The sequence below is a fragment of the Telluria sp. ZT3P26 genome (genome assembly GCF_059686035.1).
The window spans coordinates 293466-319264 of record NZ_JCASII010000004.1; the positions used below are offsets into that span (position 1 = coordinate 293466).

A 25799-nucleotide genomic window follows, 5' to 3' on the forward strand; every position below is an offset into this window, starting at 1 on the left:
AAGGCCCTTCGTTTTACTGCCGGATGACCCGGCTGCCAACCATCACCGCGTGGACGGAAAGACCCGTCCACCCTACGCATCAAGGGAAAGCGGAGGGAAACGCGGCGGGTTTATTTTGGCCCGCAATTTCGTACCGGAGGATCGTGCCGTTACAATAAGCGATTCGAATTTTTCCAGCGAGATCACCATGGCCGTCAATTCCCCCCTGCCAGTCGCAGCCGACCTGAAACCCGTCAACGGTATCGAGATCGGTTTCGCTGAAGCCGGCATCAAGAAGCCCAACCGCAAGGACATCCTCGTCATGCGCGTGGCCGAAGGCGCCACTGTCGCCGGCGTGTTCACGCTGAACCGCTTCTGCGCCGCGCCAGTCCAGGTCAGCAAGGCCAATCTGGCTGCCGTCAAGAATGGCGGCGCGCCGATCCGCGCGCTGGTGGTCAATACCGGCAATGCCAACGCCGGCACGGGCGAAGAGGGCCTGGCAAATGCGCAGGCCACCTGCGCCGAGCTGGCCAGGCTGCTGGATATCGAGCCGGGCCAGGTGCTGCCGTTTTCGACTGGCGTGATCCTGGAACAGCTGCCGCTGCAGAAAGTCGTCGCCGGCCTGCCGGCCGCGGTGTCGAACCTGAAGGCGGACAACTGGTACAACGCCGCCGAGGCGATCATGACCACCGACACGCAGCCGAAGGCCGCATCGCGCACCGTCACCATCGGCGGGCACACCGTCACGATGAGCGGCATCAGCAAGGGCGCCGGCATGATCAAGCCGAACATGGCCACGATGCTGGGCTACCTGGCGTTCGACGCCAAGGTCGCGCAGCCGGTGCTCGATGAACTGGTCAAGCATGCCGCCGACCATTCGTTCAACGCGATCACGATCGATGGCGACACGTCGACCAATGATTCGTTCATCATCGTCGCCACCGGCGCCGGTTCGCTCGTGATCGACAAGGCCGAAGGCGCCGACTACGAAGCACTGAAAGACGCCGTGACCGACATCTCGCGCAACCTGGCGCAGCAGATCATCCGCGACGGCGAGGGCGCCACCAAGTTCATGACCATCACGGTCGACGAAGGTGCCGACGTGGCCGAGTGCCGCAAGATCGCCTACGCGATCGCGCATTCGCCGCTGGTGAAGACCGCGTTCTTCGCGTCGGACCCCAACCTGGGCCGCATCCTGGCCGCTGTCGGCTATGCCGGCGTGGACGACCTGGATGTCACGAAGCTCGACCTGTACCTGGACGACGTCTGGGTTGCCAAGGCGGGCGGCCGCAATCCCGACTACAAGGAAGAAGACGGCCAGCGCATCATGAAGCAGTCCGAGATCACGGTGCGCGTCAAGCTCGCACGTGGCGACGCCACGGCCACGGTCTGGACCTGCGACCTGTCGCACGACTACGTCACGATCAACGCCGATTACCGGTCCTGATCTTGACGTCGCCACTGGACCAGTTCCTGCGCCGCGCCGAAGGTCTGCTCGAGCGTCTGGAAGCCGTGCTGCCGGCCGCGCATGCCCGTGAGCCGGACTGGAAGCGCAGCACGGCCTTCCGCTGGCGCCGTCGTGCGGGTGGTGCCGGCAACTACCTGCAGCCGGTGCTGCACGCGTCGACCATCAACCTGGACGACCTGCACCACGTGGCCGCGCAAAAGCGCCAGATCGAGCAGAATACGCGCCAGTTCGTCGCGCGCCGCCCGGCCAACAACGTGCTGCTGACCGGCGCGCGCGGCACCGGCAAATCGTCGCTGATCAAGGCCTGCCTGAACGGCTACGCCGACCAGGGCCTGCGCCTGATCGAAGTCGACAAGGCCGATCTGGCCGACCTGCCCGACATCGTCGACCTGGTCGCGGGTCGGCCCGAGCGCTTCGTGATCTTTTGCGATGACCTGTCGTTCGAAGAGGGCGAGGCCGGCTACAAGGCGCTGAAGGTCGCGCTTGACGGCAGCATTTCGGCGCAGTCCGACAATGTCCTGATCTACGCGACGTCGAACCGGCGCCACCTGATGCCCGAGAAAATGTCGGACAACGCCGGCTACCAGCATGGCACGGATGGCGACCTGCATCCGGGCGAAACGGTCGAAGAGAAAATCTCGCTGTCCGAACGGTTTGGTTTGTGGCTGTCGTTCTACCCGTTCCGCCAGGACGACTACCTCGCGATCGCGGGCCACTGGCTCGCCAGCTTCGGCTGCACGCCGGAGCAGATCGCGGCGGCGCGGCCCGAAGCGCTGCAGTGGGCCTTGCAGCGTGGCTCGCGCTCGGGCCGTGTGGCATGGCAGTTCGCCAAGGACTACGCAGGCAAGCTGCCGGATCAAGCCGCATGAATACCGTGAAAGCCAAACCCGTCGATGTCGCCGTCGGTGTGCTGATGCGCCCCGATGGCGACGTGCTGCTCGGCCAGCGCCCGGACGGCAAGCCGTATGCCGGCTACTGGGAATTCCCGGGCGGGAAAGTCGAAGCGGGCGAAGACATCTTCGCGGCGCTGCAGCGCGAGTTCATGGAAGAACTCGGGGTCCAGGTCGTGAGCGGGGAGGCCTGGTGCTGCGTCGAACACGTCTACGAGCACGCCCACGTGCGCCTGTATTTCTACATCTGCCGCGAGTGGATTGGCGCGCCGCAAAGCCTGGAAGGGCAAGCCTTTGCCTGGCAGGGCGCGTACGGCGTCAGCCCGCTGCTGCCGGCGACGATCCCGCTGCTCGAATGGCTCGACCGCGTCCGCTATCCGGACGCCAACACGTAAAGTTCACCTCATGAAGATCATCATTCTCGGCAGTGGCGTCATCGGAACCGCATCGGCGTATTTCCTGGCCCAGGCCGGGCATGACGTGACCGTTATCGACCGCCAGCCCGATTCGGGCCTGGAAACAAGCTTCGGCAACGCCGGCGAAATCTCGCCCGGCTACGCGACGCCATGGGCTGGGCCGGGCGTGCCGGCCAAGGCGCTCAAGTGGCTGACGATGCAGCACAGCCCCCTGGTGATCCGGCCGAAGCTCGATGTGCACCAGTGGCGCTGGATCCTGCAGATGCTCGCCAACTGCAATACCCACAGCTACCAGGTCAACAAGACGCGCATGGTGCGCCTGGCCGAATACAGCCGCGACGTGCTGGTGCAGCTGCGGCGTGACACCGGCATCGCCTACGACGAACGCAGCCAGGGCACGCTGCAGCTGTTTCGCACGCAGAAGCAGCTCGACGGCGCGCACACGGATACCGAGGTGCTGCGTCAGTCCGGCGTGGCGTATGAGTTGCTCGATCCGGCTGGCTGCACGCGCTACGAACCGGCGCTGGCACGGGTGCCCGGCAAGTATGTCGGCGGCCTGTTGCTGCCGAATGACGAGACGGGCGACTGCTTCAAGTTCACGCAGGGCCTGGCCAGACTGGCCGAGGGCCTGGGCGTCAGGTTCCGCTACGGCGTCAGGATTGATCGCCTCACCACCGAAGGCGACCGCGTCACCGGCGTCGTCACCGACCAGGGCACGTTGACCTCGGATGCCTTCGTCATGGCGCTGGGCAGCTATTCGCCGCAGTTGCTGCGCCAGATCGGCATCCACGTTCCCGTCTATCCGGTCAAGGGCTACTCGATCACGGTGCCGATCACGGATGCGTCGGGCGCGCCCGAGTCGACGGTGATGGACGAGACCTACAAGGTGGCGATCACGCGCCTGGGTGACCGCATCCGCGTGGGCGGCACGGCCGAGATTGCAGGCTACGACCTGCGCCTGCACCAGGCGCGGCGCGATACGCTCGAACACTCGGTGACCGATCTGTTCCCGGATGGCGGCGACGTCGCCAAAGCGTCGTTCTGGTGCGGCCTGCGGCCAATGACGCCGGACGGCACGCCGGTGGTCGGGCCGACACCGTACCGCAACCTGTTCCTCAATACCGGCCACGGTACGCTGGGCTGGACGATGGCGTGCGGTTCGGGACGCGTGCTGGCCGACATGCTGTCGGGAAGGCAGCCGGAGATCGGCCTGGAAGGCCTGTTCATGGACCGCTACGGGCGGCGAAACAAGCCGGTGGTGGTGCCGCAGGGGATCCGCAGCGGGACCTAGCCGGGCATCCGGCGGTCAGCGCTGTGGTGGCTGTGGCGGCGGCGGTTCGTCGAACGGATCGAGCGGGTCGGCCGGCACGGCGCCGGGGATGACGAATTTTTCTTCGGCCCAGGCACCCAGGTCGATTTGCTTGCAGCGCTCGGAACAGAACGGGCGATACTTGTTCGCCTCGGTCCATTCGACTTTCTTGCTGCAGGTAGGGCAGGAGACAACGGTCATCGTACGGTCAATTACCAATCAATTAGAAATAGCAGTCAGAAATTGCAAAGCGTCAGGTCGAACGGTACATCTACTTCGAGCGGCTTGGGCTTGCAGTCGCCGTCCTGGCTGGTGAAGCGCACCCACAGCATGTACTTGTTGGCCGAGATCTCGGGGATCGCGCCGGTGGTTTCGTCGAGCGTCAGGCGCAGCATCTGGTAGATTTTACCCTGTAACATCTGCTGGTAGCTGCCGGCGGCGGCGAACAGCTTGACCGACGTGCCCGAATTGCGCAGCAGGCGCAGCACCAGCGACAGTGCTTCGAGCAGCGGCGAGAGCGGGCCGAACCAGCCCATGATGTCCTCGAAGCGTTTCTCGAACGGGCGCTTTTGCCAGGCAAAGTACGACGGCAGGTCGAACTCGCAGGCGCCGCCCGGAATGATCGTGCGGCCGCGAATGCTCATGAGCCACTCGTTCTCGCGCACGTTCTGCCCCGTCTTGCCCTGGCTCGCGACCAGCGCGCTGCTGGCCGTGTCGAGTTCGGCCAGCACGGCGTCGAGGGTTTCGGCAACGACGGCCGGGTTGCTGCGGTAGGCGAGCAGCGACTGCTTCTGGCGCTCGAGTTCCTGCAGCAGGTCGGATTTGAGGTCGGCGCGGCCGGCCACTTCCAGCATGTCGAAGATCGTCGCGAGCGCGACGTGGTGCTGCATCGGGTGTTCCTGATGCACGAAGAACTTGAATTTCTCGTACAGGTCTTCCAGCCGCAACAACGTGCGAATCCGCTCGTTGAAAGGATATTCGTAGACGATCAAAATGACATTCCTCTGAATGTAGGCGGGAAGGCAACTGCGTGATTCTGAACCATGCGGCCAGAAATTACAAACCCTGCATCACTCTTGTTACACACTTAACGCGAGATACCGTTCATGCAATGCCTGCACCTGCGCCTGCAGGGCGTCCAGGCCGCTGTCGTTGTCGACGAGGTCGTCGGCTTCGGCCAGGCGCCGTGCGCGCGTGACCTGGGTGGCCATGATCGCGCGTACCTCGTCGGCGGAGAGCTGGCTACGCTGCATGACGCGCGCCACCTGCGTGTCTTCGCTGCAGTCGATGGCCAGCACGCGCGTGACGCGTTCGCGCCAGCTGCCCGATTCGATCAAGAGCGGCACGACGTAGATGACGTAGGCGCCCGTGGCTGCTTGACCGGCTGCCTCGGTCGCGGCGCGGATGCGCGGATGCAGGATGGCTTCAAGCCGCGCGCGGGCGGTGGCATCCGAAAACACGAGGGTGCGCATGCGGGCGCGGTCGAGTGCGCCGTCCGGTTGCGCGAAGTCGGGCCCGAACTCGGCCACGATGGCCGGCATCGCCGCACCCTGCGGCGCGGTCAGCGCATGGGCGATGACGTCGGTGTCGACGATCGTCGCGCCCAGTGCGGCAAACAGGTCGGCCACCGTGCTCTTGCCGCAGCCGATGCCACCGGTGAGGCCTACCGAAAACACCGGCGTCATCCGAACAGGCCCGCCGTGAAGCCGCCCAGCTGCGCGCCGTACAGCATCGTCAGCAGGCCCGCCGCCGCCAGGTAGGGGCCGAACGGGATTGCCTTGTCGCGTGCGCGCTTGGCAAACACGATCAGGCCGATGCCGACGATCGCGCCGACCACCGACGACAGCAGGATGATCGTCGGCAGCGCGGTCCAGCCCAGCCACGCGCCCAGGCCGGCCAGCAGCTTGAAGTCGCCGTAGCCCATGCCTTCCTTGCCAGTGGCCAGTTTGAACAGCCAGTACACGGACCACAGCACGAGATAGCCGGCAGCGGCGCCGATCACGGCGTCGTGCAGCGGCACGAAGGTGCCGTTCAGGTTGATGAGCAGGCCCGCCCACAGCAACGGGTAGGTCAGGTCGTCCGGCAGCAACTGCGTGTCGTAATCGATGAAGGTCATCGCGATCAACAGCCACGCGAAGGGCAGGCTGGCCATGCCCATCGCGCCGCTGCCGAAGGTCCAGACCAGCAGGCCCGAGACGATCGCGGTGAACAGTTCGACGGCCGGATAGCGCGGCGAAATCGGCGTCTTGCACTTGCGGCACTTGCCGCCCAAAACCAGGTAGCTGATGACCGGGATGTTTTCCAGCGCCGTGATCCGGTGCCCGCAGCACGGACAGGCGGAGCGGGGCACCGTCAGGTTGAAGCGATCCGTGTGAGGTGGCGGCTGGCCGCTCTCCTGCGCGACGTAGTTGTCGGATTCACGCTGCATCATCTTCGGGATGCGGTAGATGACGACGTTCAGGAAGCTGCCGACCAACAGGCCCAAGAGGGCCGCCACCAGCGTGGGTGCAAGCTGCGCAGGGAGTGCAAACAAAAGGGATTCCAGAGGCATGTCGGTCGTTTCGGGTCAGGTGGCGTGCAGTACGGGCAGGCCGCACGGTAGATTCTGTAGAACAACCTTATTGTAGGGCGTTTCCCCCGTTTGGCGAAGCGCTTTGCCGGTCCCCGCGCACGATTGCGACGCCTCACGCAGGCTGCGCCAGCAACCCACCAGACTCGATCCATCGATGCTCTGTTTCACCACGCCCATGCCAAGTCCGACATTCACATTCCTGAACCATGCCAGCTGGTTGCTGCGCACCGACAGTGCGCTGTTGCTGGCCGACCCGTGGCTCGAAGGCCCGCTCTACAACGATGCCTGCCGCCTGCTCGACGATTCTGGCGGCAGCGCGGCCTTGATCGCCGAACTCAATGCCAGCGGCTTGCCGGTCTTTGTCTGGTGCTCCAGCGCCCGGCCGGATCACCTGTCGCGCCTGTTCGTACAGCGTTTTCGCGCCGACTTTCGCGGCGTCGCCACTTTTCTCTGCCGCCAGGGCGACTGGCGCCTGGCTGACGCATTGCGGCGCCACCATCTGGCCGTTGCCGAATGCCCCGCCGGCGCGGCGCGCACGCTGGCTCCCGGCTTGCGCCTGACGGCCCATGCCAGTGGCGAGTCCGGGTCATATTGCCTGATCGCGTGCGGACGCCATACGCTGCTGCACCTGGGCGAACGGGCGCTGGCCACTGCCACCGCGTGCCGCCGCGTGGCCGCGCAACTGCGCGCAGCGCAGATTCGTGTCGATCTGTTGCTGACCGGCTTTGCCGACCTCGCCTGGCATGACGGGCCCGACGATGCCACGCGGGGCCAGGCGGCGGCTGAACGCGACATCGCGCGCCTGGCGTGCCAGGCCGACGCTTTCCGGCCACGGCTGATCGTGCCGGTCGCCTCGTTCGCGCAGTTCAGCCGCATCGACAATGCGTGGCGCAACCATGGCCTTCCCACGCCTCTGGATGTGCTCGACGCGCCACGGCTGGCTGCGCTGCGTGGCGTCATCCGGTTCATGCGGCCGGGCGCGCAGTTTGAACTGGCATCTGCGACGCCGGCCAGATTGTGCGCGCAGCACGACGCAGCGCTGGTGCACTGGATGGCGCGCTGGCGCGCGCAGCCCGCGCCGTTGCCTCGCCCGGGCCAGGCCACGCTGGCCGAGCTGAAAGAAGCGTTTGCCGCTTACCGAGACCACGCCAGTGTGCACCTCTACGGCCTGGCCAGCTTGCTGGAATGGCTCCGCGTCGTGCGCCCGCTGCACCTCGCGTTACCCGACCTGCACCGGACGCTCGTGCTGTCATACCGGCATGGCCTGCGCCCCCTGGCGCGCGATGCACCGGCCGATATCGCGATGTGTTCGGGGACGGCGCTGTACCTGCTGCGCGCCGGGGACGGGTTCGACACGACGGTTGCCGGCGGCTGTTGGCGCAGTAGGCGTGCGCATGGCTGGTCGACGTTCGCGCGTTTTTTTCTGCCTCAGCGTCTTTGCGGGCGCATGCCGGACCGGCAACGGCCAGGGGTTTTGGGCCGCATATTGCTACGTGCGATATTGGTCTGGGCGTGGCGTGTAATACGTACACCATTGCCGTAAATGCACCGCGCGAATTGACTGCGGTGCTGCCAATGATATCCCGCCGTAATGCCGGCAGAATACAGACCGGCTCCGCATTTTCTCTCATCCATATTGCGCGATAAGACGGGTTGAAATACCCGGGGTTATGTCATTACATTGCTCCCATATATTGTCGCGCAAATAACATGCAAACATTATTTCATTGATATTATCCCGGCGATTATCGACTGGATGAAGGCGGGTGAAATGCCCTTGGCATGCCGCGAATCCGGCACTGATCGTGTTTCATTTATGCAACGTGTGAAATTTTTTACCTGTGCCTGATGGGTGTCGCGCGACGCGGTGCCAACGGAAGATCACAGGAAAGCTCAGCGATCGGAAGCCCTGATTGCGTCGAGCGTTGTGAACCTTGCGCACCAGCAGGGATGCCAGCATCCGGCATATCCAGACACATTCGTATTGACGGTGGCACCAGTCGCATGGCCACGTCAATCACGTCTTGCACTGCAGCATTCCGATAGAGCGTGTAATACAGGCAATTTACTCGAACCTTTGAAATTTCTGAAATTTCGAATGTTTCATTTGTAAATATAGCGACTGAATGAACGGTATTTCCCGCTTGCGGCAATGGGTGCGGCTGAATGACCGAAAACTGGCATCAATCCACGACGCATAATCGATTGCGCCGATTCCGGCGCCGGGATTTTCAATGGCGCATCAGGATCAGCGTGGTTATCATGCGAGATGCCTGAAGCATATATATCCAACGTCAATATGGAGCAAAGACATTATGTCCGATGACCAGCAATCTCCTTCCCGGCGCCGCACGCTCATCAAGACCCTGGTCTTCGTGCCGATGGGTGCGGGCGCGGCAGCAGCAATCCAGCAGAATTTGCCCAACGCGACGGCCGCAGCGCCGGCCGAAGGCAAGCCTGACGCCTACACCCCAAAATTCTTCACCGCGACCGAGTGGAAATTCGTCATCGCCGCCGTCGATCGCCTGATCCCGCATGACCAGCACGGCCCTGGCGCCGTCGAACTGGGCGTGCCGGAATTCCTCGACCGCCATATGCAGACCCCATACGCCGCCGGCGCGATCTGGTACATGCAGGGGCCATTCCTCGAAGCGACGTCCGAATTCGGCTACCAGGGCAAGCTGGCGCTCAAGGACATCATCCGCGTGGGCATCAAGGCCGTCGACGCGCATTGCGCCAGCAGCTTCTCGGGCAAGGCGTTTGCCGACCTCGACCTGCGCATGCAGGAGGCGGTACTGAAGGATCTCGAAGAAGGCAAGATCAAGCTGGCCGACATTTCGTCGAAGCTGTTCTTCGCTGACTTCCTCGCCGAAGTGCGCGCCGGCTACTTTGCCGACCCGAGCCACGGCGGCAACAAGAACATGGGCGCATGGAAGATGATCGGCTACCCCGGCATGCGGGGCGATTATCTGGAGTGGGTCAAGATTCGCGACAAACCGTATCCGCTCGGACCGGTCGATCTGGCGGGACGGAGAGGATAAGCATGGCAATCGTAAAACCAAAAACAGATGCAGTGATCGTTGGCATGGGCTGGGTTGGCGCCATCATTGCCAAGGAATTGACGGACGCCGGCATGAACGTCGTCGTGCTCGAGCGCGGTCCTGACCGTGATACGCAGCCCGACTTCGCCTACCCGCGCGTGATCGATGAGCTCGAAGGCTCGGTGCACCGCAAGTACCTGCAGTCGCTGGCGCAGGAAACCATCGCGATCCGCCACAACGGCACGACGTCGGCCGTGCCGATGCGCCGCATGGGTTCGTTCAAGCCGGGCACCGGCGTCGGTGGTGCCGGTTCGCACTGGTCGGGCTGCCACTTCCGCGCGCTGCCGGAGGATTTCAAGATCCGCAGCATCATGGAACAGAAGTACGGCAAGAAGATCCTGCCGGCCGGCATGTCGATCCAGGATTTCCCGATCACGTATGAAGATCTGGAACCGCACTTCGACCACTTCGAATACGTGTGCGGCACCTCGGGCAAGGGCGGCATCATCAATGGCGCGCAGGTCGCCGGCGGCAATCCGTACGAAGGTTCGCGCTCGCGCGAATTCCCGCTCGGGCCAAACCCGGACTACCTCGGCGCCGAATACTTCTACAAGGCCGCCAACGCGATGGGTTACCACCCATACCCGATCCCGGCCTCGAACGCCTCGGGCACCTATGTCAACCCGTACGGTTGCCAGATGGGGCCATGTAACTTCTGCGGCTTCTGCTCCGACTATGGCTGCCTGAATTACTCGAAGGCGAGCCCGAACGCGAACATCCTGCCGGTGCTGCGTGGCCGCAAGGGCTTCGACCTGCGCACGATGGCGCAAGTGATGAAGGTCAACCTGACGCCGGACGGCAAGATGGCCACCGGCGTGAACTACCTCGACGCTCAGGGCCGCGAGACCGAGCAGCCGGCGGACATCGTCATCCTGGCCGCGTTTGCTCTCTACAACGTGCACCTGATGCTGCTCTCGGGCATTGGCCCGGCGTACGACCCTGTCACCAAGACCGGTACCGTCGGCAAGAACTACTCGTACCAGAACCTGAACCGCGTCTCGCTGTTCTTCGACGAGACCGTGCACGCCAACCAGTTCATGGGCATTGGCGGCGGCGGTGCGACGTTCGATGACCTGAACGGCAACCGCAACGATCCGACCAAGACCGGCTTCATCGGCGGCGGCATCATCTGGGCGCGCCAGCCGGGCGGCGGTCCAGTGCGCGGCATCGCGACCGCACCGGGCGTACCGGGCTGGGGCAGCGACTGGAAGAAGGGCGCCAAGGATGCAATGCGTCACTCGTTCTACTTCGAAGTGCAGGGCTCCTGCATGTCGTACGACGATGCCTATCTCGACCTCGACCCGAACTACAAGGATGGTTTCGGCCGGCCACTGCTGCGCATGACGTTCGACTGGCACGAGAACGAAATCATCGCGTCGCAATACCTGGTCGGCAAGGCGCAGGACATGTGCCAGGTGCTCAATCCATTGGCCATCAAGGGCGATGCGAAAAAGGCGGGCAGCCACTACAACATCAACCAGTACCAGAGCACGCACACGGTCGGCGGCGCCATCATGGGCGACAACCCGAAGACGTCGGCCCTGAACAAGTACCTGCAGTCGTGGGATGTGCCGAACGTGTTCGCGCCGGGCGCCAACGCGTTCCCGCAGAACAATGGCTACAACCCGACCGGCATGGTCGGCGCGCTGGCGTACTGGTGTGCCAAGGCGATCCGCGAGCAGTACATCAAGAACCCAGGCCCACTGGTCCAGGCATAAGAGGACAAACAGATGACGACGAAAAAACCTGTGAAAAAAGTCCTCCTGACCCTTGGCATCGTTGGCGCGCTGGTGGTTGCCGGCATGTACGGCTACGCTGTCGCACCGACCGAAACGCGCAAGATCGAACCCGGTCCGCAGCTTGCAGCAGGCGCCAGGCCTGATGCCGGCCTGATCGAGAAGGGGCGCTATGTCGCCACCGCCTCGGACTGTATCGCCTGCCACACGGCGCCAAGCGGCAAAGCCTTCGCGGGCGGCCGCGTGATCCAGTCGCCGATCGGCAATATGTACTCGACGAACATCACGCCGGACAAGACGACCGGTATCGGCAACTACTCGCTGGACGATTTCGATCGTGCGATCCGCCACGGCATCACGCCGACCGGCGGCACGCTGTATCCGGCGATGCCGTTCCCGTCGTACGCCCGCATGAGCGACGACGACCTGCGCGCGCTGTACGCCTACTTCATGCACGGCGTGGCGCCGGCAAGCGCCGCGAACCGCGCGGCCGACATCCGCTGGCCGCTGTCGATCCGCTGGCCGCTCGGCATCTGGCGCAAGACCTTCGTGCCGGTTCAGGGCCCGATGGACCTGTCGAAGTACGCTGACCAGCGCATCGCGCGCGGCGCCTATCTGGTCCAGAGCCTGGGTCACTGCGGCACCTGCCACACCCCGCGCGCCGCCACGCTCAACGAGCTGGCGCTGGACGAGTCCGGTCCCGAGTACCTGGCTGGCGGTCCGCTGATCGACGGCTGGCTCGCAGTGAACCTGCGTGGTGACAAGGTCGATGGCATGGGCAACTGGAGCGAAAAGGATATCGTCGATACCCTCAAGACCGGTCGCAACAGCCATTCCGGCGTGCTCGGCGAGCCGATGCAGGACGTTGTCCTGCACAGCACGCAGAACATGACGGATGCCGACCTGAGCGCCATGGCAGGCTACCTCAAGACGCTGCCGGCCACGGGCAACAAGAAAGCCAGCTTCACGGCCAGCACGGCAACCGTCGACACCATCATGAGCGGCGACGACAGCCAGCGCGGTGTCCAGCTGTACCTGGACAATTGCTCGGCCTGCCACCGTGTCGACGGCAAGGCATCGGGCAATGTGTTCCCTGCGCTGCCGGGCAACCCGACCGTGCTGCAGCAAGACCCGAGCTCGCTGATCCGCGTGATCCTGGCCGGCGCACGCCTGCCATCGACCAAAACGGCGCCATCGGAACTGGGCATGCCCGGCTTCGCGTGGCGTCTGTCGGACGAAGACACGGCGCACCTGACCACCTTCGTGCGCAATGCCTGGGGCAACAAGGCCGCGCCAGTGGGCGCAGCCGATGTGGCCAAGGTGCGCAAGGCACTGAAGGACCACGAGATCCACGAGATGGACAAGGGCGATACCAGGCACTAAGCGTGCAGTGGTAGCGTGACGGCGGCGCCGTCGGTACACGGTCATTCGATGGCCGCGTACCGGCGGCGCCGCTTTTTTTTTACGGTAGGGTGGGCGGGTTTCCCGCCCACGCGTTCAACCCGCTTTCGCACACCACGGAGCGACGTCAGGAGTGTGTCCATCCCGCCCGACCTTCCTGTACAGTTTATGCTGCGAGACCAAGAGCCCCCGTGACGACGGCAGGTTCGACATCGGCACGCGTCGTGTTTCGCTTGAAGGTGTGCACGTCAACAACCACCACGCCAGCGGCGCCAGGCGCTGGCGACCGAGTTCAGCCTGACGGGGCTGCCGGACCATCCATGACCATCGAACTTGTTCTAGTTGCTGCCAGGAGCTTCCTGTTTGTCTTGGTGACGATGTTGCCAATCCTTAATCCGGCCGCGACCGCGCCGATTTTCCTGAGCCTGACCGAAGGCGCATCGCCGACGATCCGCACGCTGCTGGCACGCCGCATCGCCCGCAACATGTTCTGGCTGATGGCCGGCTCGATGCTGATCGGCTCGTATGTCCTCGATTTTTTCGGCATCTCGCTGCCCATCGTCCGCATTGGCGGCGGGCTGATCCTGGCGTCCGTTGCCTGGCGCCTGCTCGGGGCGACGCCTGCCACGCCCGACAGCCGGGCCTCCCTGGCCGAGACCTTCACGCCAGAACACGCCCAGCGGCAAGCCTTTTATCCGCTGACGTTCCCGATCAGCTGTGGCCCGGCCTCGATTGCCGTCGCCATCACGGTCGGTGTGGCCCTGCATGATGTCAAGGTCGTGTTTTCCCTGGCGCGCATGGGCGGCGCCTTGGTTGCCCTGGGTCTCATTGGCGTGTTGCTGTACCTGGCGTTCCGCTACGGCGAGCACTTCCTGCGCCTGATCGGCGAAGCCGGCACCGCCGTCTTCCTGCGCCTGACCGCGTTCATCCTGTTGTGTCTGGGCGTACAGATCGTCTGGGACGGGGTGCGTGAACTGGTGCTCGGGCTGATGCCGGTGGCCACCCATCTTGCTGTTTTAATGTGACCTTATGGTCCTGACCTCTGGAGACCATCGATGACTTTCTTCACCCATCCGCCAGTGCGCCTGGCATTGGCATTATCGGGCTGCCTGAGCTGCAGCGCCGCAGTTGCCCAGGACACGCCGGAGCTCGACTTCTATGGCTCGCTGCGCACCCAGGTCGAATCGGTCCACCCCGACCGTGCCGATTCCTACACCGGCCTGCGCGACGCGTATTCGCGCGTGGGCGTGAGCGGCAAGTACCCGATCAATGCGGGCCTGGCGCTCACCGGCCAGGTCGAACTGCCGGTCGATGTCGCCAACGCCAGGCTGCGCGATCCGTATGACCAGGATGAACCCATCCGCATCGCCAGCGTCGGCGTGAAGGGCACGCTCGGCGCGCTCACCTACGGCCAGCAGTGGATGCCTTACTACAACGCGGTCGCGGCGCCGGTGGACATGTTCAGCACGTACTACAGCGGCTATGCCACGTACACCGTGTTCCGGGTGGCCAAGACGCTGGCGTACACGACACCGGCCTACAACGGCCTGTCGTTCGGCGCAGGCTATGCCCCCAGCAGCGGCAACCGCCGCTCGACCTCGCGCATCGACGACCGCCGCTGGCAGGCCGTGGCGACGTATGTACGCGGCGACACCCGCCTGGCGGCAGGGGTCGATGACCGGGGCGACGCCGGTTATGGCAAGAACCGCATCTACGGCGTCACGCTGAGCCACCAGGCCGATGCCCTGTACCTCGCAGTGAAGTACGAGGCATTCGAGACGGGCAACCGCCAGCCAGGCAGCTTCTCGACCGATGGCAACCGCGCCATCAATCTGTATGGCCACTATGCGCTGGGCAAGAGCACGATCAAGCTGATGCTCGCGAAGGTGGATAACTACGGTGACGAGATCATCCACCTCGGCATCGATTACGCGCTGTCGCGCGACGCCAGGTTGTTTGCCGAGCTGTATCACGAAGCCGAGACGGCGGCGCTGACGGCGCGCCGTGGCGGTCTGGCGGACGTGGATGGCAGTGTGCGTGGTGGTCGTGCGCTGGCGGTGGGGCTGCGTTACGATTTTTGACGTGGCGGGCAGGGGTGTCCGACAAAGCGACAGTCCCTCGGTTGCATGAAAACCACAGCGGTCTTCAGGTTGCTGCACAGGCCTGTACGACCAACGTGTTGCGAGAAGCGATACATCGAACACGCTCAGCGAATTTTCCTCTAGGAAACTTCATGCGAGGCGGGTGACAATGGATGCCATCCCCTATCTCGTATCACGGCCTGTCGAATCATGCTGAAAAATCTTAACGTCACCCGCAAACTCGGTTTGCTCGTCGCGATCATGCTCGCTGCAATGATCGCGTTCGGTTGGAGCGCCCATATTGGCCTGCAGCGGGTCTCCGCTGCAGGCGCTGAAGTGGGGCATGTGCGCCTGCCGTCGATCCACGGGCTGCTGGCAGTCAGCGAAGGACAGACGGCGGTGAAGGGCCACGACATGTCGGTAGCGCTGTACCAGACCAATCCTGACGCCCGGCAGCAGCTTGAGGCTATTCTCGAGCAGCGCCGCAGGGCCTGGGAACGGATCGATGCCGGCTGGCGCCTGTATGAGCCTCTGCCACAGACGCCTGAAGAGACCGTACTCTGGAATCAGTTCCAGGGCGAGTGGAAGTCCTGGAAAGTCGCTGAAGAACAGGTTGCGCGTACCGTGACCGCGCTTGCAGGCAATACTTCCCCGGAACGGCAGCAAGCGTTGTTTGCGGTGTTCTTTCAGCAGGTGGGCGCTGCGGAACCGCTGTTCCTGCGCTCCGAAGCGACACTCGAAAAGATCGTCGCTCTCAATAACACCATTGCCAACGCCAGCATCCAGATGGCCGACGACAGCGCCACCGCTGCACGGCTGGCGATGGCCACGGTTGCCCTGGTGGCGCTGACCATCGCCGCCGTCTGCGCCGTCGCCATTACGCGCAGCATCGTGCAGCCGCTGCGCCAGGCGGTATCGGTGGCGCTGACCGTCGCCGCGGGCGACCTGACGAGCGTCATCGTCGTCAGCGGCAAGGATGAAACCAGCCAACTGCTCAGCGCGCTAAAGCAGATGAACGACAGCCTGGCCGGCATCGTGGAACGTGTCCGGACCAGCACCGAAACCATCGCAACCGCCTCCGGACAAGTGGCGGTGGGCAGCCAGGACCTGTCGTCCCGGACGGAAGAGCAGGCATCGTCGCTCGAGGAAACCGCAGCATCGATGGAGGAACTCACTTCCACGGTCAAACAGAATGCCGACAACGCCAGCCAGGCCGATGCGCTGGCTGCGCAGGCTTCCCAGGTAGCGGTTCGTGGCGGGGAAGTGATCGCCGGCGTGGTCGACACCATGGACGGCATCAACCGCTATTCGAGCAAGATCGCCGACATCATCGGCGTCATCGACGGCATTGCGTTCCAGACCAATATCCTGGCGCTGAACGCTGCGGTCGAAGCCGCGCGTGCGGGTGAACAGGGGCGCGGCTTCGCCGTGGTGGCGGGCGAGGTGCGCACGCTGGCGCAGCGCAGCGCGAGCGCGTCCAGGGAAATCAAGGCCCTCATCAATGAATCGGTGGTGCAGGTCGCGCAAGGGACACGACTCGTCGGCGACGCCCGCGCCACAATGACCGAGGTGGTCGAAAGTATTCGCCGTGTGAACGATGTGATGTCTCATATCAGTGCCGCCAGCGCCGAACAATCATCGGGCATTGAGCAGATCAACGCCGCCGTCGTGCAGATGGACCGGGTGACACAGCAGAACGCGGCCCTTGTCGAAGAAGCGGCAGCTGCCGCCGAATCGATGCAGAACCAGGCAGCGCAGCTGGCGCACGTGGTGTCGTCCTTCAAGACCAACGGACCAGTCGCCCAGCAGGGTGGGGCCGCACGCGTATCGTCGCGGGCCTTGCCGGCACTGCGCGCATGAATAACCCGATCGCGTTTCTCATTGGGCTTGGGACGCGATCATTCCAGTGGCTTGTGGGAGTTGCCGGGCGCGCCGTGGCGGCCGAATTTTTGTTTGACAGCCGCCTTGCGTAAACGCGTCTCAGCCATATGTGTTCCCGATGAAAAATTCCATTTCCTCGACGCAGCACCCCGACATCCTGTACGGACCCCACCAGCCCGAGTTGCTGCGCGATGAAATCCTGGCCGACCTGCTCGAAGCCAGCGCGCAGCGTGCGCCTGACCAGCCCGCCTTTGTGTCCGGCGCCCGTCAGCTCAGCTACCGCGAACTCGACGAGCAGGCCAGCCTGGCCGCCTCGCGCCTGATTGAATCGGGCATCGGGCCGGGTGATATCGTCGGCCTGTGGATGCCACGCGGGATCGACCTGTTGATCATGCAGGCGGCGATCGCCAAGACCGGCGCCGCCTGGCTGCCGGTCGACGAAGATACGCCGGCCGAGCGCCTGCTGGTCTGCATGACGGACGCCGGTTCGCCGGCGCTGGTGACCAGCGAGCGGATGCGCGAGCGCCTCGGCGGCATTACCCAACCCGTCCACATGGCCGAGCACCTGCTGCTGCCGGCAGCGGATGGCTACGTGCTCCAGCGCCGCGGCGTGGTCCCGGGGAGCGCGCCGGCCTATGTGATCTATACGTCGGGGTCGACCGGCAAGCCGAAAGGCATCCTGATCGACCAGCGCAGCATCTGCCACTTCCTGCGCAGCGAGAATGCGGTGCTGGGCGTGCGTGCGGACGACCGGGTCTACCAGGGATTCTCGGTCGCCTTCGACATGTCGTTCGAAGAGATCTGGATTTCCTACCTGGCCGGCGCGACGCTCTGGCTCGGGCCGAAGGAAGCCGCCGGCGATCCGGAAGCGCTGCCGCGCCTGCTCGCCGACAACGGCGTCACCGTGCTGCATGCGGTACCGACCCTGCTGTCCCTGTTCGCCCAGGACGTCCCGAGCCTGCGCATCATCAACCTGGGCGGCGAGATGTGCCCGGTAGCCGTGGTCGAGCGCTTCTCCCGGCCCGGCCGTGTCATGTTCAACACCTATGGCCCGACCGAAGCGACGGTGTCGGCCAGCCTGGCGCGCATGGAACCGGGGCGCACGATCACCATCGGCGACCCGCTCCCGAACTATGGGCTGCTGGTCATCGCGACCGAGACCGACAAGGGCCTTCAGATCCTCCCGCGCGGCGCCACCGGGGAGCTGTGCATCACCGGTCCCGGCCTGTCTGCCGGCTACCTGGGCCGCCCTGATCTGACTGCCGAGAAATTCCTGCCCAACCCCTGGGCCTCTGGCAGCGACGATGCGCGCCTGTACCGCACGGGTGACCTCGCGCGCATCGAACCGGACGGGCAGGTCGTGTGCCTGGGCCGTACCGATGACCAGGTCAAGATCCGCGGTTTTCGCGTCGAACTGGGCGAGATCGAGGCCGTGCTGGCCCAGCAGGACGGCATCGGCACGACCGCCGTCCTGCTGCGCAAGGACGATGGCATCGACCGCCTGGTTGCCTATCTGGTGCCGACGCCGGCCGCGACCGACGCACAGCTTGCGAGCGCCACGCTGCGCACGGCGCTGTCCGGCCGCCTGCCGCCCTACATGGTACCGAGCCGCTTCGAAGTCCTCGCGGTCATGCCGCGCCTGACTTCAGGAAAGATCGACCGCAAGGTCCTCAAGGCAATGCCACTGAGCGCACCGCTGCCGGGTGACCTGGCGGCATCGGACGCGCCGGAAACAGCGGGGGAGACTGCGTTGTTCGCGGCCCTTGCCCAACTGTTCCCGGGCCAGCCGATCCGGCGCGAGCAGGATTTCTTCTCCGACCTGGGCGGCCACTCGTTCTTTGCCGCGCGCCTGGCAAGCGCGTTGCGCCAGGATCCGCGCTTTGCCCACATGACGGTGGGCGACATCTACCAGAAGCGCCAGGTTGGCGCAATCGCGGCCAGCCTTGATCAGGGCGCGGGAACGGCAGCGATGGAGGCCGACTGGACCCCGCCGCCGGCAGCCCGACGCTGGGTCTGCGGCCTGGCCCAGCTGGCGGTCTTCCCGCTGCTGGTGACGCTGCGCATGGCGCAGTGGCTGGCGCCGTTCTTCGCGTACCACTCCATGACCGGCGCGCCCGGCGACAGCGTCCCCCGGGCGGTCGCGGTGGCGATCGGCGTGTTCCTGCTGGCGACGATCATGGAATTCGTGCTGGCCATTGGCGGCAAATGGCTCGTGGCGGGGCGGCTCAAGCCCGGCTCGTATCCCCTGTGGGGCATGACGTACTATCGCTGGTGGCTGGCCGACCGCCTGATCGATGCGGCGCCCACCTACCTGCTGGCCGGGTCGTCGCTGTACACCTGGTGGCTGCGCCTGCTGGGCGCGAGAATTGGCGATGATGTCGTGATCGGCTCGATGACGGTGCGCGCGCCCGAACTGCTGCAGTTTGGCGACAACGTCAGCATCGGCAATGCCGTCAATATCGAGAACGCGCGCGTGGAGCGCGGCCGCCTGCTCCTGGGGCGTGTCACGCTCGAAGACGACGCGTTCGTGTCGTCGTACGCCATACTGGAAGGAAATACCCGCGTGGAGCGGCATGGCCACCTCGAGGGCCAGTCGGCGCTGCAGGACGGTGGTGTCGTGCCCGCGAACCGCGTCTGGAAGGGCTCTCCGGCACGTGATGTTGATGCTTTCGATCCATCGGCACTGCCGCCGCGCCCGCACACCAGCCAGCCGCGCCGCGCAGGCGAAGCGCTGTTCTTCGTCTTCGGCATCCTGCTGGTTGCGACGCTGTTCTTCATGCCGGTGTTCCCGAGCTTCGTGCTGATCGACTGGTTTGACGAGCGCGGTGCGCTGGCCTGGCTGCAGGCGAGCACCATCGAAGGCCAGCTGGTGCGCTACTTCGTGCTGGCGTTGCCGGCCAGTGCCGTGCTGGTATTCCTGACCATGCTGGTGTCGGCGGCGATCCGCTGGGGCTTTTTGCCGCGCATCCAGCCGGGCCGCTACGCCGTCCACTCGAACGCCTATTGCAAGAAGTGGCTGGTCAGCCACATCCAGGAGTCGAGCCTGAACGTCCTGCACGGCATCTACGCCACCGTCTACGCGCCGTTCTGGTACCGCCTGCTGGGCGCCAAGGTCGGCCGCGATGCCGAGATCTCCACCGCGCTGGGCGTGGTGCCGGACATGCTGACGCTGGGGGATGAAACCTTCATCGCCGATGCCGTGATGCTGGGCGACGAACATGTCGATGGCGGCTGGATGACGATGCAACCGACCGTCGTGTCGAACCGCTCGTTCGTCGGCAACGGCAGCTACATCCCGGACGGCACCATCCTGCCGGAGGGCGTGCTGGTGGGCGTGCACACCCACGCCCCGGACAACGAGCGCATGACGGCCGGCGACACTTGGCTCGGCTCGCCCCCGATCCGCCTGCCTGCGCGCGAGCAGGTCGGCGGTTATCCGGAACACCTGACCTACCGGCCATCCCTGCTGCGCCGCGTAGGCCGTGCGCTGGTGGAAGCCTTCCGCATCGTGGCGCCGCATGCGATGGTGATTGCCGTCGGCTACACGGTGGTGCTGGACCTGATGCCCATTGCCGGTGCAGGGCACTGGGGCGCTGTCATCGCCTACCTGGCGTTGATCGGGCTGGCCTACGGCATCGGTAACTACCTGTTCGTGCTGGCCTTCAAGTGGCTGTTGCTGGGCCGCTACGAGAAGCGCGCCGAGCCGATGTGGACGCCGTTCGTGTGGCTGTCCGAAGGCGTGACCAATATGTATGAAGGCATTGCGGTTCCCAACTTCATGCGTTATCTGCGCGGCACGCCATGGCTGCCGGTGGCCTTCCGCCTGCTCGGCTGCCACATCGGCAAGGGCGTGTACATGGACACCACCGACATCACCGAGTTCGACTGTGTGCACATCGGTGACCACAGCGAACTCAATGCGCTGTCCTGTCCGCAGACCCACCTGTTCGAAGACCGGGTGATGAAGATCGACCGGGTGGATATCGGCAGCAAGGTCTATCTCGGTCCGCGCAGCGCGGTGCTGTACAGCGCCCGGGTGGGGGATAACGCGCGGCTGGGACCACTCACGCTGGTGATGAAAGGCGAGCATATTCCAGCCGCGACGAGCTGGGTTGGTCTGCCTGCGGCGCCATTGCGGGCGGTGGGGTGAGTGTGGCGAAGCCGCTGGCCATTTGCTGGGCTGGCGACGCGAGGGGTTCCCCGCTCGCTGAACCACGCGGCCTGGCTTTACTCGGTGTGCGCGGGCAGTCAGCACGCGAATCAGACCGTGAAACTGCCCGGCTGCGCATCCGCGCTGTCCTGACAGCGGCGCTGGCCGCGCATGCCGGCATCGATGCCGGCCGGATCGCACTGCATTCCCCGCAGGGTGTTGCGCCCTGGGCGATCGTGGCGCTGGATGCGGGGGAGCAGCGGGTTGCGCTGTCGATCAGCCATGACGGCGATATCTCGGTAGCGGCTTTTTCCTTCCGTGGTGCGGTCGGCATCGACGTGATGTCGATCTCGCCTGTGCCGGACTGGCGGGCGGTAGCACGCGATTACCTGGGACCGGGCGCAGCCCGTAAGCTGGCAGCCCGGCCCGATGGCGAGCGGGATGCCGCGTTTGCGCACGCATGGAGTGAGCACGAGGCCCGCCTGAAGTGCCTCGGTTTGCAGCTAAGCGAGTGGTGCGACGAGCGCGCCGTTGCGCTGCAGGCCTGCCGCTGCTTTCCGCTGGCTCTGCCAGAAGGCTATGTGGGGTATGTCGCGCTGCGGGCAAACACATCTGTCTGATGGCGATTGAATCTGATGATGGTCTTGCACGGAGAACCTGCAAGACCTCGCTTGCACCACCAAACCCGGCTGAAAGATTGGCAACTACATTTGCAACTTGGTCTGGCGATCTCGGCGAGCCAGCATCTCGCTGCGGTTTCTTTTTCTTGGCGGCGAGTTCGAGTTTGTAGAGGCTTTTTTGCGTGATCTATGACAGGTAAGAAACCAGCTGTCATCGTTTCAGGAAGCTGCACGATCTGGGAAAGGAGAGGCTGAATGAATCAGCATTTCCCTGGCAATCCCCCACAGCACCCGAGCCGTGTACCGCGACATTAATAGCTGAGGTGTTGTGAGGGAGTCCACGATCAGATTTGCTTGTCCGTGTCGTGTTTCCGACGCCGGCGCAACATGCTGACGCTGAAGAGGCCTGCAGAGAGGAGAACTAACGAGCCCGGCTCAGGCACTTCGTTCGTGAAATCGGCGGTGATGTACATTCTCGACGTTGTGTCTTCCGGGTTATACCAGACGTTCGAGTTGAAGGTGCTGCCGGCGCCGCCGTTTAGCAAATACTTTATGTCAGAGACCGTAACGCCATTCAGGGAGAATGAAAGGCCTGCAAGGTCAGCCAGCATCAATCCGCTGAGACTGTCGCCTGTGGGATTGGATGGATTCGTGATGTTCAAGTTGAAAACCTCCTGGTCATTTGATGCGTTTGGACTGGAGAAAACGATACTCAGAAAATAGTTTGCATTAAAAGAATCTGGCGTCGCATTGTCTGATGTCGGACGGTTGAACCAGACGAGTTCGGCCACGATCACGTCATTCGCGTTGGTAGGCACGCTCCAGCTTCGGTCTACGGCCGTTAATGTCGAGCCCGGAGAGCCGTTATTCCCATTCTCATAGCCCCATTCAAGTTGCGTGGCATTGCCGTTTGAAGTGTTATTAATTCTGCAATTTGGTGCTCCGCCGCAATTGCTGATATTTGAAAAAGTACCCCCGGAGTTGCCTGTAACAATAGCCGCACTTGCCATTCCTGCAGTCAGGAGCGCTGGGATGGCGAGGACTGAAGCGATGATTGCTGAACGAATATTAAACATTTGATGTCCTTTCAATGAGAGTTTTGAATTTTTATGATTTTTAAAATCTAATGAATTAACGTTTTGACGGTTGGTGGTGATATTTTCGCTTTCAGAGTGGAGATGTTGATGAGTAAAGCGAAAACCATACCAGCATTATAAGTGTTTGATTAGAAAAGGATTTATTGTTTGTTTCAGAATGCATGTAAATACTTTTTATGATAAAAATTAAGTCATCTATCTGGTATCGCTAGCGACTACCAGAAATTTAGATAGTCGTGTTTGATCTTAATCAAAAGCAAACGATAAATTTCAGCAGTTCATGTCTTATATCAACGAAAAAGGAGGTTTTCTTGGTCAACTACTCATTGATTGATTAAGAATAAACTTTCAGTAAATTTTTTACTTTGTAAAATAAACCGACAGTGGAATGACGACTTGGCGCCAAAAAGCTTTAAATAAAACTATGTTCACACCTCTAGTCCGGTGGATTGTCGTCAGTGGAACGTTAAAATAGTAGGTGTAAAGTTAATCGACAGTAAAGGCCAAAATATTGCCGTGACAGTTTTCTGAAAACTTCTCGGCAATAAATTTAAAATTAGTTAGTGCATTCTTTCAACTAATTCCTAAAGATAAGATTTCTAGGTGTGACGATTTAATTCTTCTGGGAAGCATGTTGTGAGTGCGGGAACTGGCAGTGCTAGATGGTCGCCTCTGTCACATGCTTCATTCAAATTTTGGTATTGGGAATTAAAATCAGAAATCCGAGCGTTTTACTGGCGCAGACAGGATGGACGATAAAAGTCGCGATTTTCCGTCATTTGCCGATGCTGGAGGATGCGCGGGTCGTCAAGACCTCTCGTGGCCGCATACTTTGTATAGCGCCTGTACGGCGACGTGTCGTCGCGGCTGGAAGAGAATGGCGCGTCCTCCGCACAGGCGCTTCGAATGCAACTAGTCACGGAGGGACCACCGGGCTGGGAAATATCTGGTATTGCTTTTCACTGGCGCGCAACGAGCAGAGTCACAACGAACAGGGCCGGGTCCGGCATTCAGACACGCGTTTTAACAAAGTCTATTTATCAATGCCCTGTCACTGGACAAAGGAAGAGTCCGTGTCCAAATGTCAGACCTGACCCTGGCTATACCGGCTACACATGCGCTGATGCTGATTGGCGCTCGTTCCATGTGCACGATATGACGCCGGCATGGAATCGATCCGGGCCGTAGATTCGGGTAGTGGATTCTGGTAGCGTGAACCGCTTGTACACGCAATCTGCGTCAGTGGCTTAGCGTCGGCCACTTTATCGACTTGCCATTGAGGGACATCATGCCAGCCGTTTCAGTCAATGATCGCCGCTTCCTGCTGACTTTGCTCGCGTTCGGTGCCGAAGCCGGCATCCTGGCATGGGAATACCTGAACGGTGGCGTTCGATCCCACCACCTGCTGGCGAATCCGGATCTGCCCGCCGTCTCGAACTGGTGGGGGCTGCTGGTGATTCCGCTGCTGACGTGGTGGACCATGAGCCAGTTACGTCGCCGCGCTGAGAGGAGCGCTGCGCGTAGCGCAAACGGTTTTGCAGCGCTGGTCGCGTTCGTGTGCGCTCTGGCTTATGGCCTCGCATTGTCGTTGCTGTTCTCGCATGGCAGCATGCTGGTCGACTACGCCTTCTTCGGTCTGCTAGCCCTGGCCCTGGTGCTGCGCCTGTGGCATGGCGAGTATCTGCTCGGCTTTGTTTTCGGTATGGGGTTCGTGATCGGGCCGGTTTTGCCTGCACTATTCGGCGCCGTGATCGCGCTGTTGTCGTGGGCGATTCACAGCGTCGGGCGCGCACTGTGGCGCAAAGTCCGCTCCAGGCGCGATCTGGCATAACTGACCGAATCGTCGCTAGAGCAGCCTTTGATCAAAAACGTGAGACCGAGCCGTACTGGCCCAATCCTGGCTGAAACCGGCCGCTCACAGCGCAGCAAGTTGTCGACATGTTTCGACTCGCAGCTGCCGGCCCGAACCGAACGTCCAACGGCTTTGTTCGATCGCTGTTACCTGTGCTCGATGGGGCGACAGCTGGCGGAGTTTGCCGCCACCCATTCAGCAGCGCTGGCAACCCGATCAACTGAACTGTCTCCCTGGTGAATCTGGCGCATCGGTTCAATGCCTCCACGAATCACCGGCCCGTCTCCAATGGCATATCGGGACTGCGTCAGCACCAGGGTCGAGCCATCCGGCAAAGGATAGGTCGCGTTGGCAGTTGTCATCCCTGACGACGTGCCGCCGAACGTCTGCACTCTGGCCTCGCCGAGCAGAGCAATCAACAACATTTCCCCCGCACTCGACGTGCGTTTGTCGGTGACGACCGCCATCGGTCCCTTGTCGAAGCGGCGTAACGGATTGGCACGGCCTTCCCCCGTCCTGTGGCGCATTTCTTCCAGGCCGGCACGATTCACCAGCGCCGTGCGCTTGCCGTCGCGGTCGACCCACATCGCGTTGTTTGTACCGCTGAACAATGGCGACATTGCCACCAGGGGCGGCCAGGCATTCCCGCCAGTCTGTTCGCTCAGGTCGACCACCAGGGCGCAGGCGTCGGCGATGTCGGGCGTTGTGCCGGCCTCGTCATGAAAGCGTGTCAGATAGGGGCCAAGGGCCGTCATGGTGCTATTGACGACAGGCGGCGGTGTCCAGCGCAGTACTTTGCCTTGGCTTGTTTGCAGCACCTGGAAGGTGGCCGGTGGAAGATCGCTTGACGTTGATTGCGTGCGCTGTGTGGTCAACGCACGGCGTGCAGGGATCAGGAAACTATGCCCGTTCGTGTCGAGGGTCGCCAGCAGACCGGTGATGCGTGTGTACAGCTCTGTTTGGTCGATGTCCGACTGCTGACCCTCGAGCATGGCCAGCAGTGCCATCCTGGCCCGGTCGTATTCCGCCTGCTGGCGTGGGTACAGGCCACGGCTTTCGACAAGCGCGACCGTCTTGCTGGCGACGTCACGTGCCAACGAAACAGACAGGGTGTTGGCAGGTGCTTCAGCACCAACGGCGGGCGTGAAAAACATGGCGGCCATGACCGCGATGCTACATGCTCGATGCATATTGAGATCGGCTTCCAGAAGAGGGCAGGATCAAAAGTTTGGCACAATCAACGTGG

General features: G+C 62.9%; 20 protein-coding genes. 14 read left to right on the forward strand and 6 right to left on the reverse strand.

What is annotated here, in order from left to right; translation table 11 throughout:
* The first annotated feature begins 187 nt into the window (after positions 1–187).
* Genes argJ through AC56LN_RS15070 form a run of 4 tightly spaced genes read left to right on the forward strand, consistent with a single transcriptional unit; the run spans position 188 to position 4044 of the window.
* On the forward strand, positions 188–1426 hold the full coding sequence (gene argJ / locus AC56LN_RS15055) for a bifunctional glutamate N-acetyltransferase/amino-acid acetyltransferase ArgJ (RefSeq protein WP_499572856.1): 1239 nt from the start codon (positions 188–190) through the stop codon (positions 1424–1426).
* Between the two features lie 2 nt (positions 1427–1428).
* Positions 1429–2316 carry an ATP-binding protein gene (locus AC56LN_RS15060; RefSeq protein WP_482897507.1) on the forward strand — a complete coding sequence of 296 codons (888 nt, stop codon included), beginning with the start codon at positions 1429–1431 and terminating at the stop codon, positions 2314–2316.
* A complete protein-coding gene (locus tag AC56LN_RS15065; RefSeq protein ID WP_499572858.1) occupies positions 2313–2732 on the forward strand; it encodes an NUDIX domain-containing protein in 420 nt (139 codons plus the stop codon). The genes AC56LN_RS15060 and AC56LN_RS15065 overlap by 4 nt, the downstream gene beginning before the upstream one ends.
* Before the next feature lie 10 nt (positions 2733–2742).
* Complete coding sequence (locus AC56LN_RS15070) at positions 2743–4044, forward strand: D-amino acid dehydrogenase (protein ID WP_499572860.1); 1302 nt, start codon at positions 2743–2745, stop codon at positions 4042–4044.
* A 15-nt stretch (positions 4045–4059) separates the two neighbouring features.
* On the opposite strand, the gene AC56LN_RS15075 is transcribed toward AC56LN_RS15070, so the two are convergent.
* The 4 genes from AC56LN_RS15075 to AC56LN_RS15090 form a co-directional block, all read right to left on the reverse strand.
* A complete protein-coding gene (locus AC56LN_RS15075; RefSeq protein ID WP_482897510.1) occupies positions 4060–4263 on the reverse strand; it encodes a DNA gyrase inhibitor YacG in 204 nt (67 codons plus the stop codon).
* A gap of 35 nt (positions 4264–4298) precedes the next feature.
* Complete coding sequence (gene zapD / locus AC56LN_RS15080; RefSeq protein ID WP_499572862.1) at positions 4299–5054, reverse strand: cell division protein ZapD; 756 nt, start codon at positions 5052–5054, stop codon at positions 4299–4301.
* An 87-nt stretch (positions 5055–5141) separates the two neighbouring features.
* A complete protein-coding gene (gene coaE, locus AC56LN_RS15085; RefSeq protein ID WP_499572864.1) occupies positions 5142–5747 on the reverse strand; it encodes a dephospho-CoA kinase in 606 nt (201 codons plus the stop codon).
* Entirely contained in the window at positions 5744–6613 is an 870-nt protein-coding gene (locus AC56LN_RS15090) for a prepilin peptidase (protein ID WP_499572866.1), read from the reverse strand. Before AC56LN_RS15090 ends, coaE begins: the two co-directional genes overlap by 4 nt.
* A 196-nt stretch (positions 6614–6809) precedes the next feature.
* Here AC56LN_RS15090 and AC56LN_RS15095 point away from each other — a divergent pair, with 196 nt between their 5' ends.
* The 9 genes from AC56LN_RS15095 to AC56LN_RS15135 all read left to right on the forward strand — a co-directional run bounded on the left by AC56LN_RS15095 (position 6810) and on the right by AC56LN_RS15135 (position 21604).
* On the forward strand, positions 6810–8177 hold the full coding sequence (locus tag AC56LN_RS15095) for an MBL fold metallo-hydrolase (RefSeq protein ID WP_499572868.1): 1368 nt from the start codon (positions 6810–6812) through the stop codon (positions 8175–8177).
* 772 nt (positions 8178–8949) lie between these two features.
* Positions 8950–9675 carry a gluconate 2-dehydrogenase subunit 3 family protein gene (locus AC56LN_RS15100; protein WP_499560066.1) on the forward strand — a complete coding sequence of 242 codons (726 nt, stop codon included), beginning with the start codon at positions 8950–8952 and terminating at the stop codon, positions 9673–9675.
* Positions 9676–9677: 2 nt separating this feature from the next.
* Positions 9678–11453: a GMC family oxidoreductase gene (locus AC56LN_RS15105; RefSeq protein ID WP_499572870.1), complete on the forward strand. Its 1776-nt coding sequence runs from the start codon at positions 9678–9680 to the stop codon at positions 11451–11453.
* A 12-nt stretch (positions 11454–11465) separates the two neighbouring features.
* Positions 11466–12854, forward strand: a complete 1389-nt coding sequence (locus tag AC56LN_RS15110) for a c-type cytochrome (RefSeq protein WP_499572871.1) — start codon at positions 11466–11468, stop codon at positions 12852–12854.
* Between the two features lie 338 nt (positions 12855–13192).
* Complete coding sequence (locus AC56LN_RS15115; protein WP_499572873.1) at positions 13193–13897, forward strand: MarC family protein; 705 nt, start codon at positions 13193–13195, stop codon at positions 13895–13897.
* A 30-nt stretch (positions 13898–13927) separates the two neighbouring features.
* Positions 13928–14953 carry a porin gene (locus tag AC56LN_RS15120; RefSeq protein ID WP_499572875.1) on the forward strand — a complete coding sequence of 342 codons (1026 nt, stop codon included), beginning with the start codon at positions 13928–13930 and terminating at the stop codon, positions 14951–14953.
* A 210-nt stretch (positions 14954–15163) separates the two neighbouring features.
* On the forward strand, positions 15164–16813 hold the full coding sequence (locus tag AC56LN_RS15125) for a methyl-accepting chemotaxis protein (protein ID WP_499572877.1): 1650 nt from the start codon (positions 15164–15166) through the stop codon (positions 16811–16813).
* Between the two features lie 139 nt (positions 16814–16952).
* Complete coding sequence (locus AC56LN_RS15130) at positions 16953–20984, forward strand: Pls/PosA family non-ribosomal peptide synthetase (RefSeq protein ID WP_499572879.1); 4032 nt, start codon at positions 16953–16955, stop codon at positions 20982–20984.
* 2 nt (positions 20985–20986) lie between these two features.
* Positions 20987–21604, forward strand: a complete 618-nt coding sequence (locus AC56LN_RS15135; protein WP_499572881.1) for a 4'-phosphopantetheinyl transferase family protein — start codon at positions 20987–20989, stop codon at positions 21602–21604.
* A 344-nt stretch (positions 21605–21948) separates the two neighbouring features.
* Here AC56LN_RS15135 and AC56LN_RS15140 read toward each other — a convergent pair whose 3' ends face one another.
* A complete protein-coding gene (locus AC56LN_RS15140; RefSeq protein WP_499572883.1) occupies positions 21949–22680 on the reverse strand; it encodes a choice-of-anchor K domain-containing protein in 732 nt (243 codons plus the stop codon).
* A 1297-nt stretch (positions 22681–23977) separates the two neighbouring features.
* Here AC56LN_RS15140 and AC56LN_RS15145 point away from each other — a divergent pair.
* The gene (locus AC56LN_RS15145; RefSeq protein WP_499572885.1) at positions 23978–24532 is read left to right on the forward strand and encodes a hypothetical protein; all 555 of its coding nucleotides are present in this window, start codon (positions 23978–23980) and stop codon (positions 24530–24532) included.
* 167 nt (positions 24533–24699) lie between these two features.
* Here AC56LN_RS15145 and AC56LN_RS15150 read toward each other — a convergent pair whose 3' ends face one another.
* Complete coding sequence (locus AC56LN_RS15150) at positions 24700–25716, reverse strand: S41 family peptidase (RefSeq protein ID WP_499572886.1); 1017 nt, start codon at positions 25714–25716, stop codon at positions 24700–24702.
* Between the last annotated feature and the right edge of the window lie 83 nt (positions 25717–25799).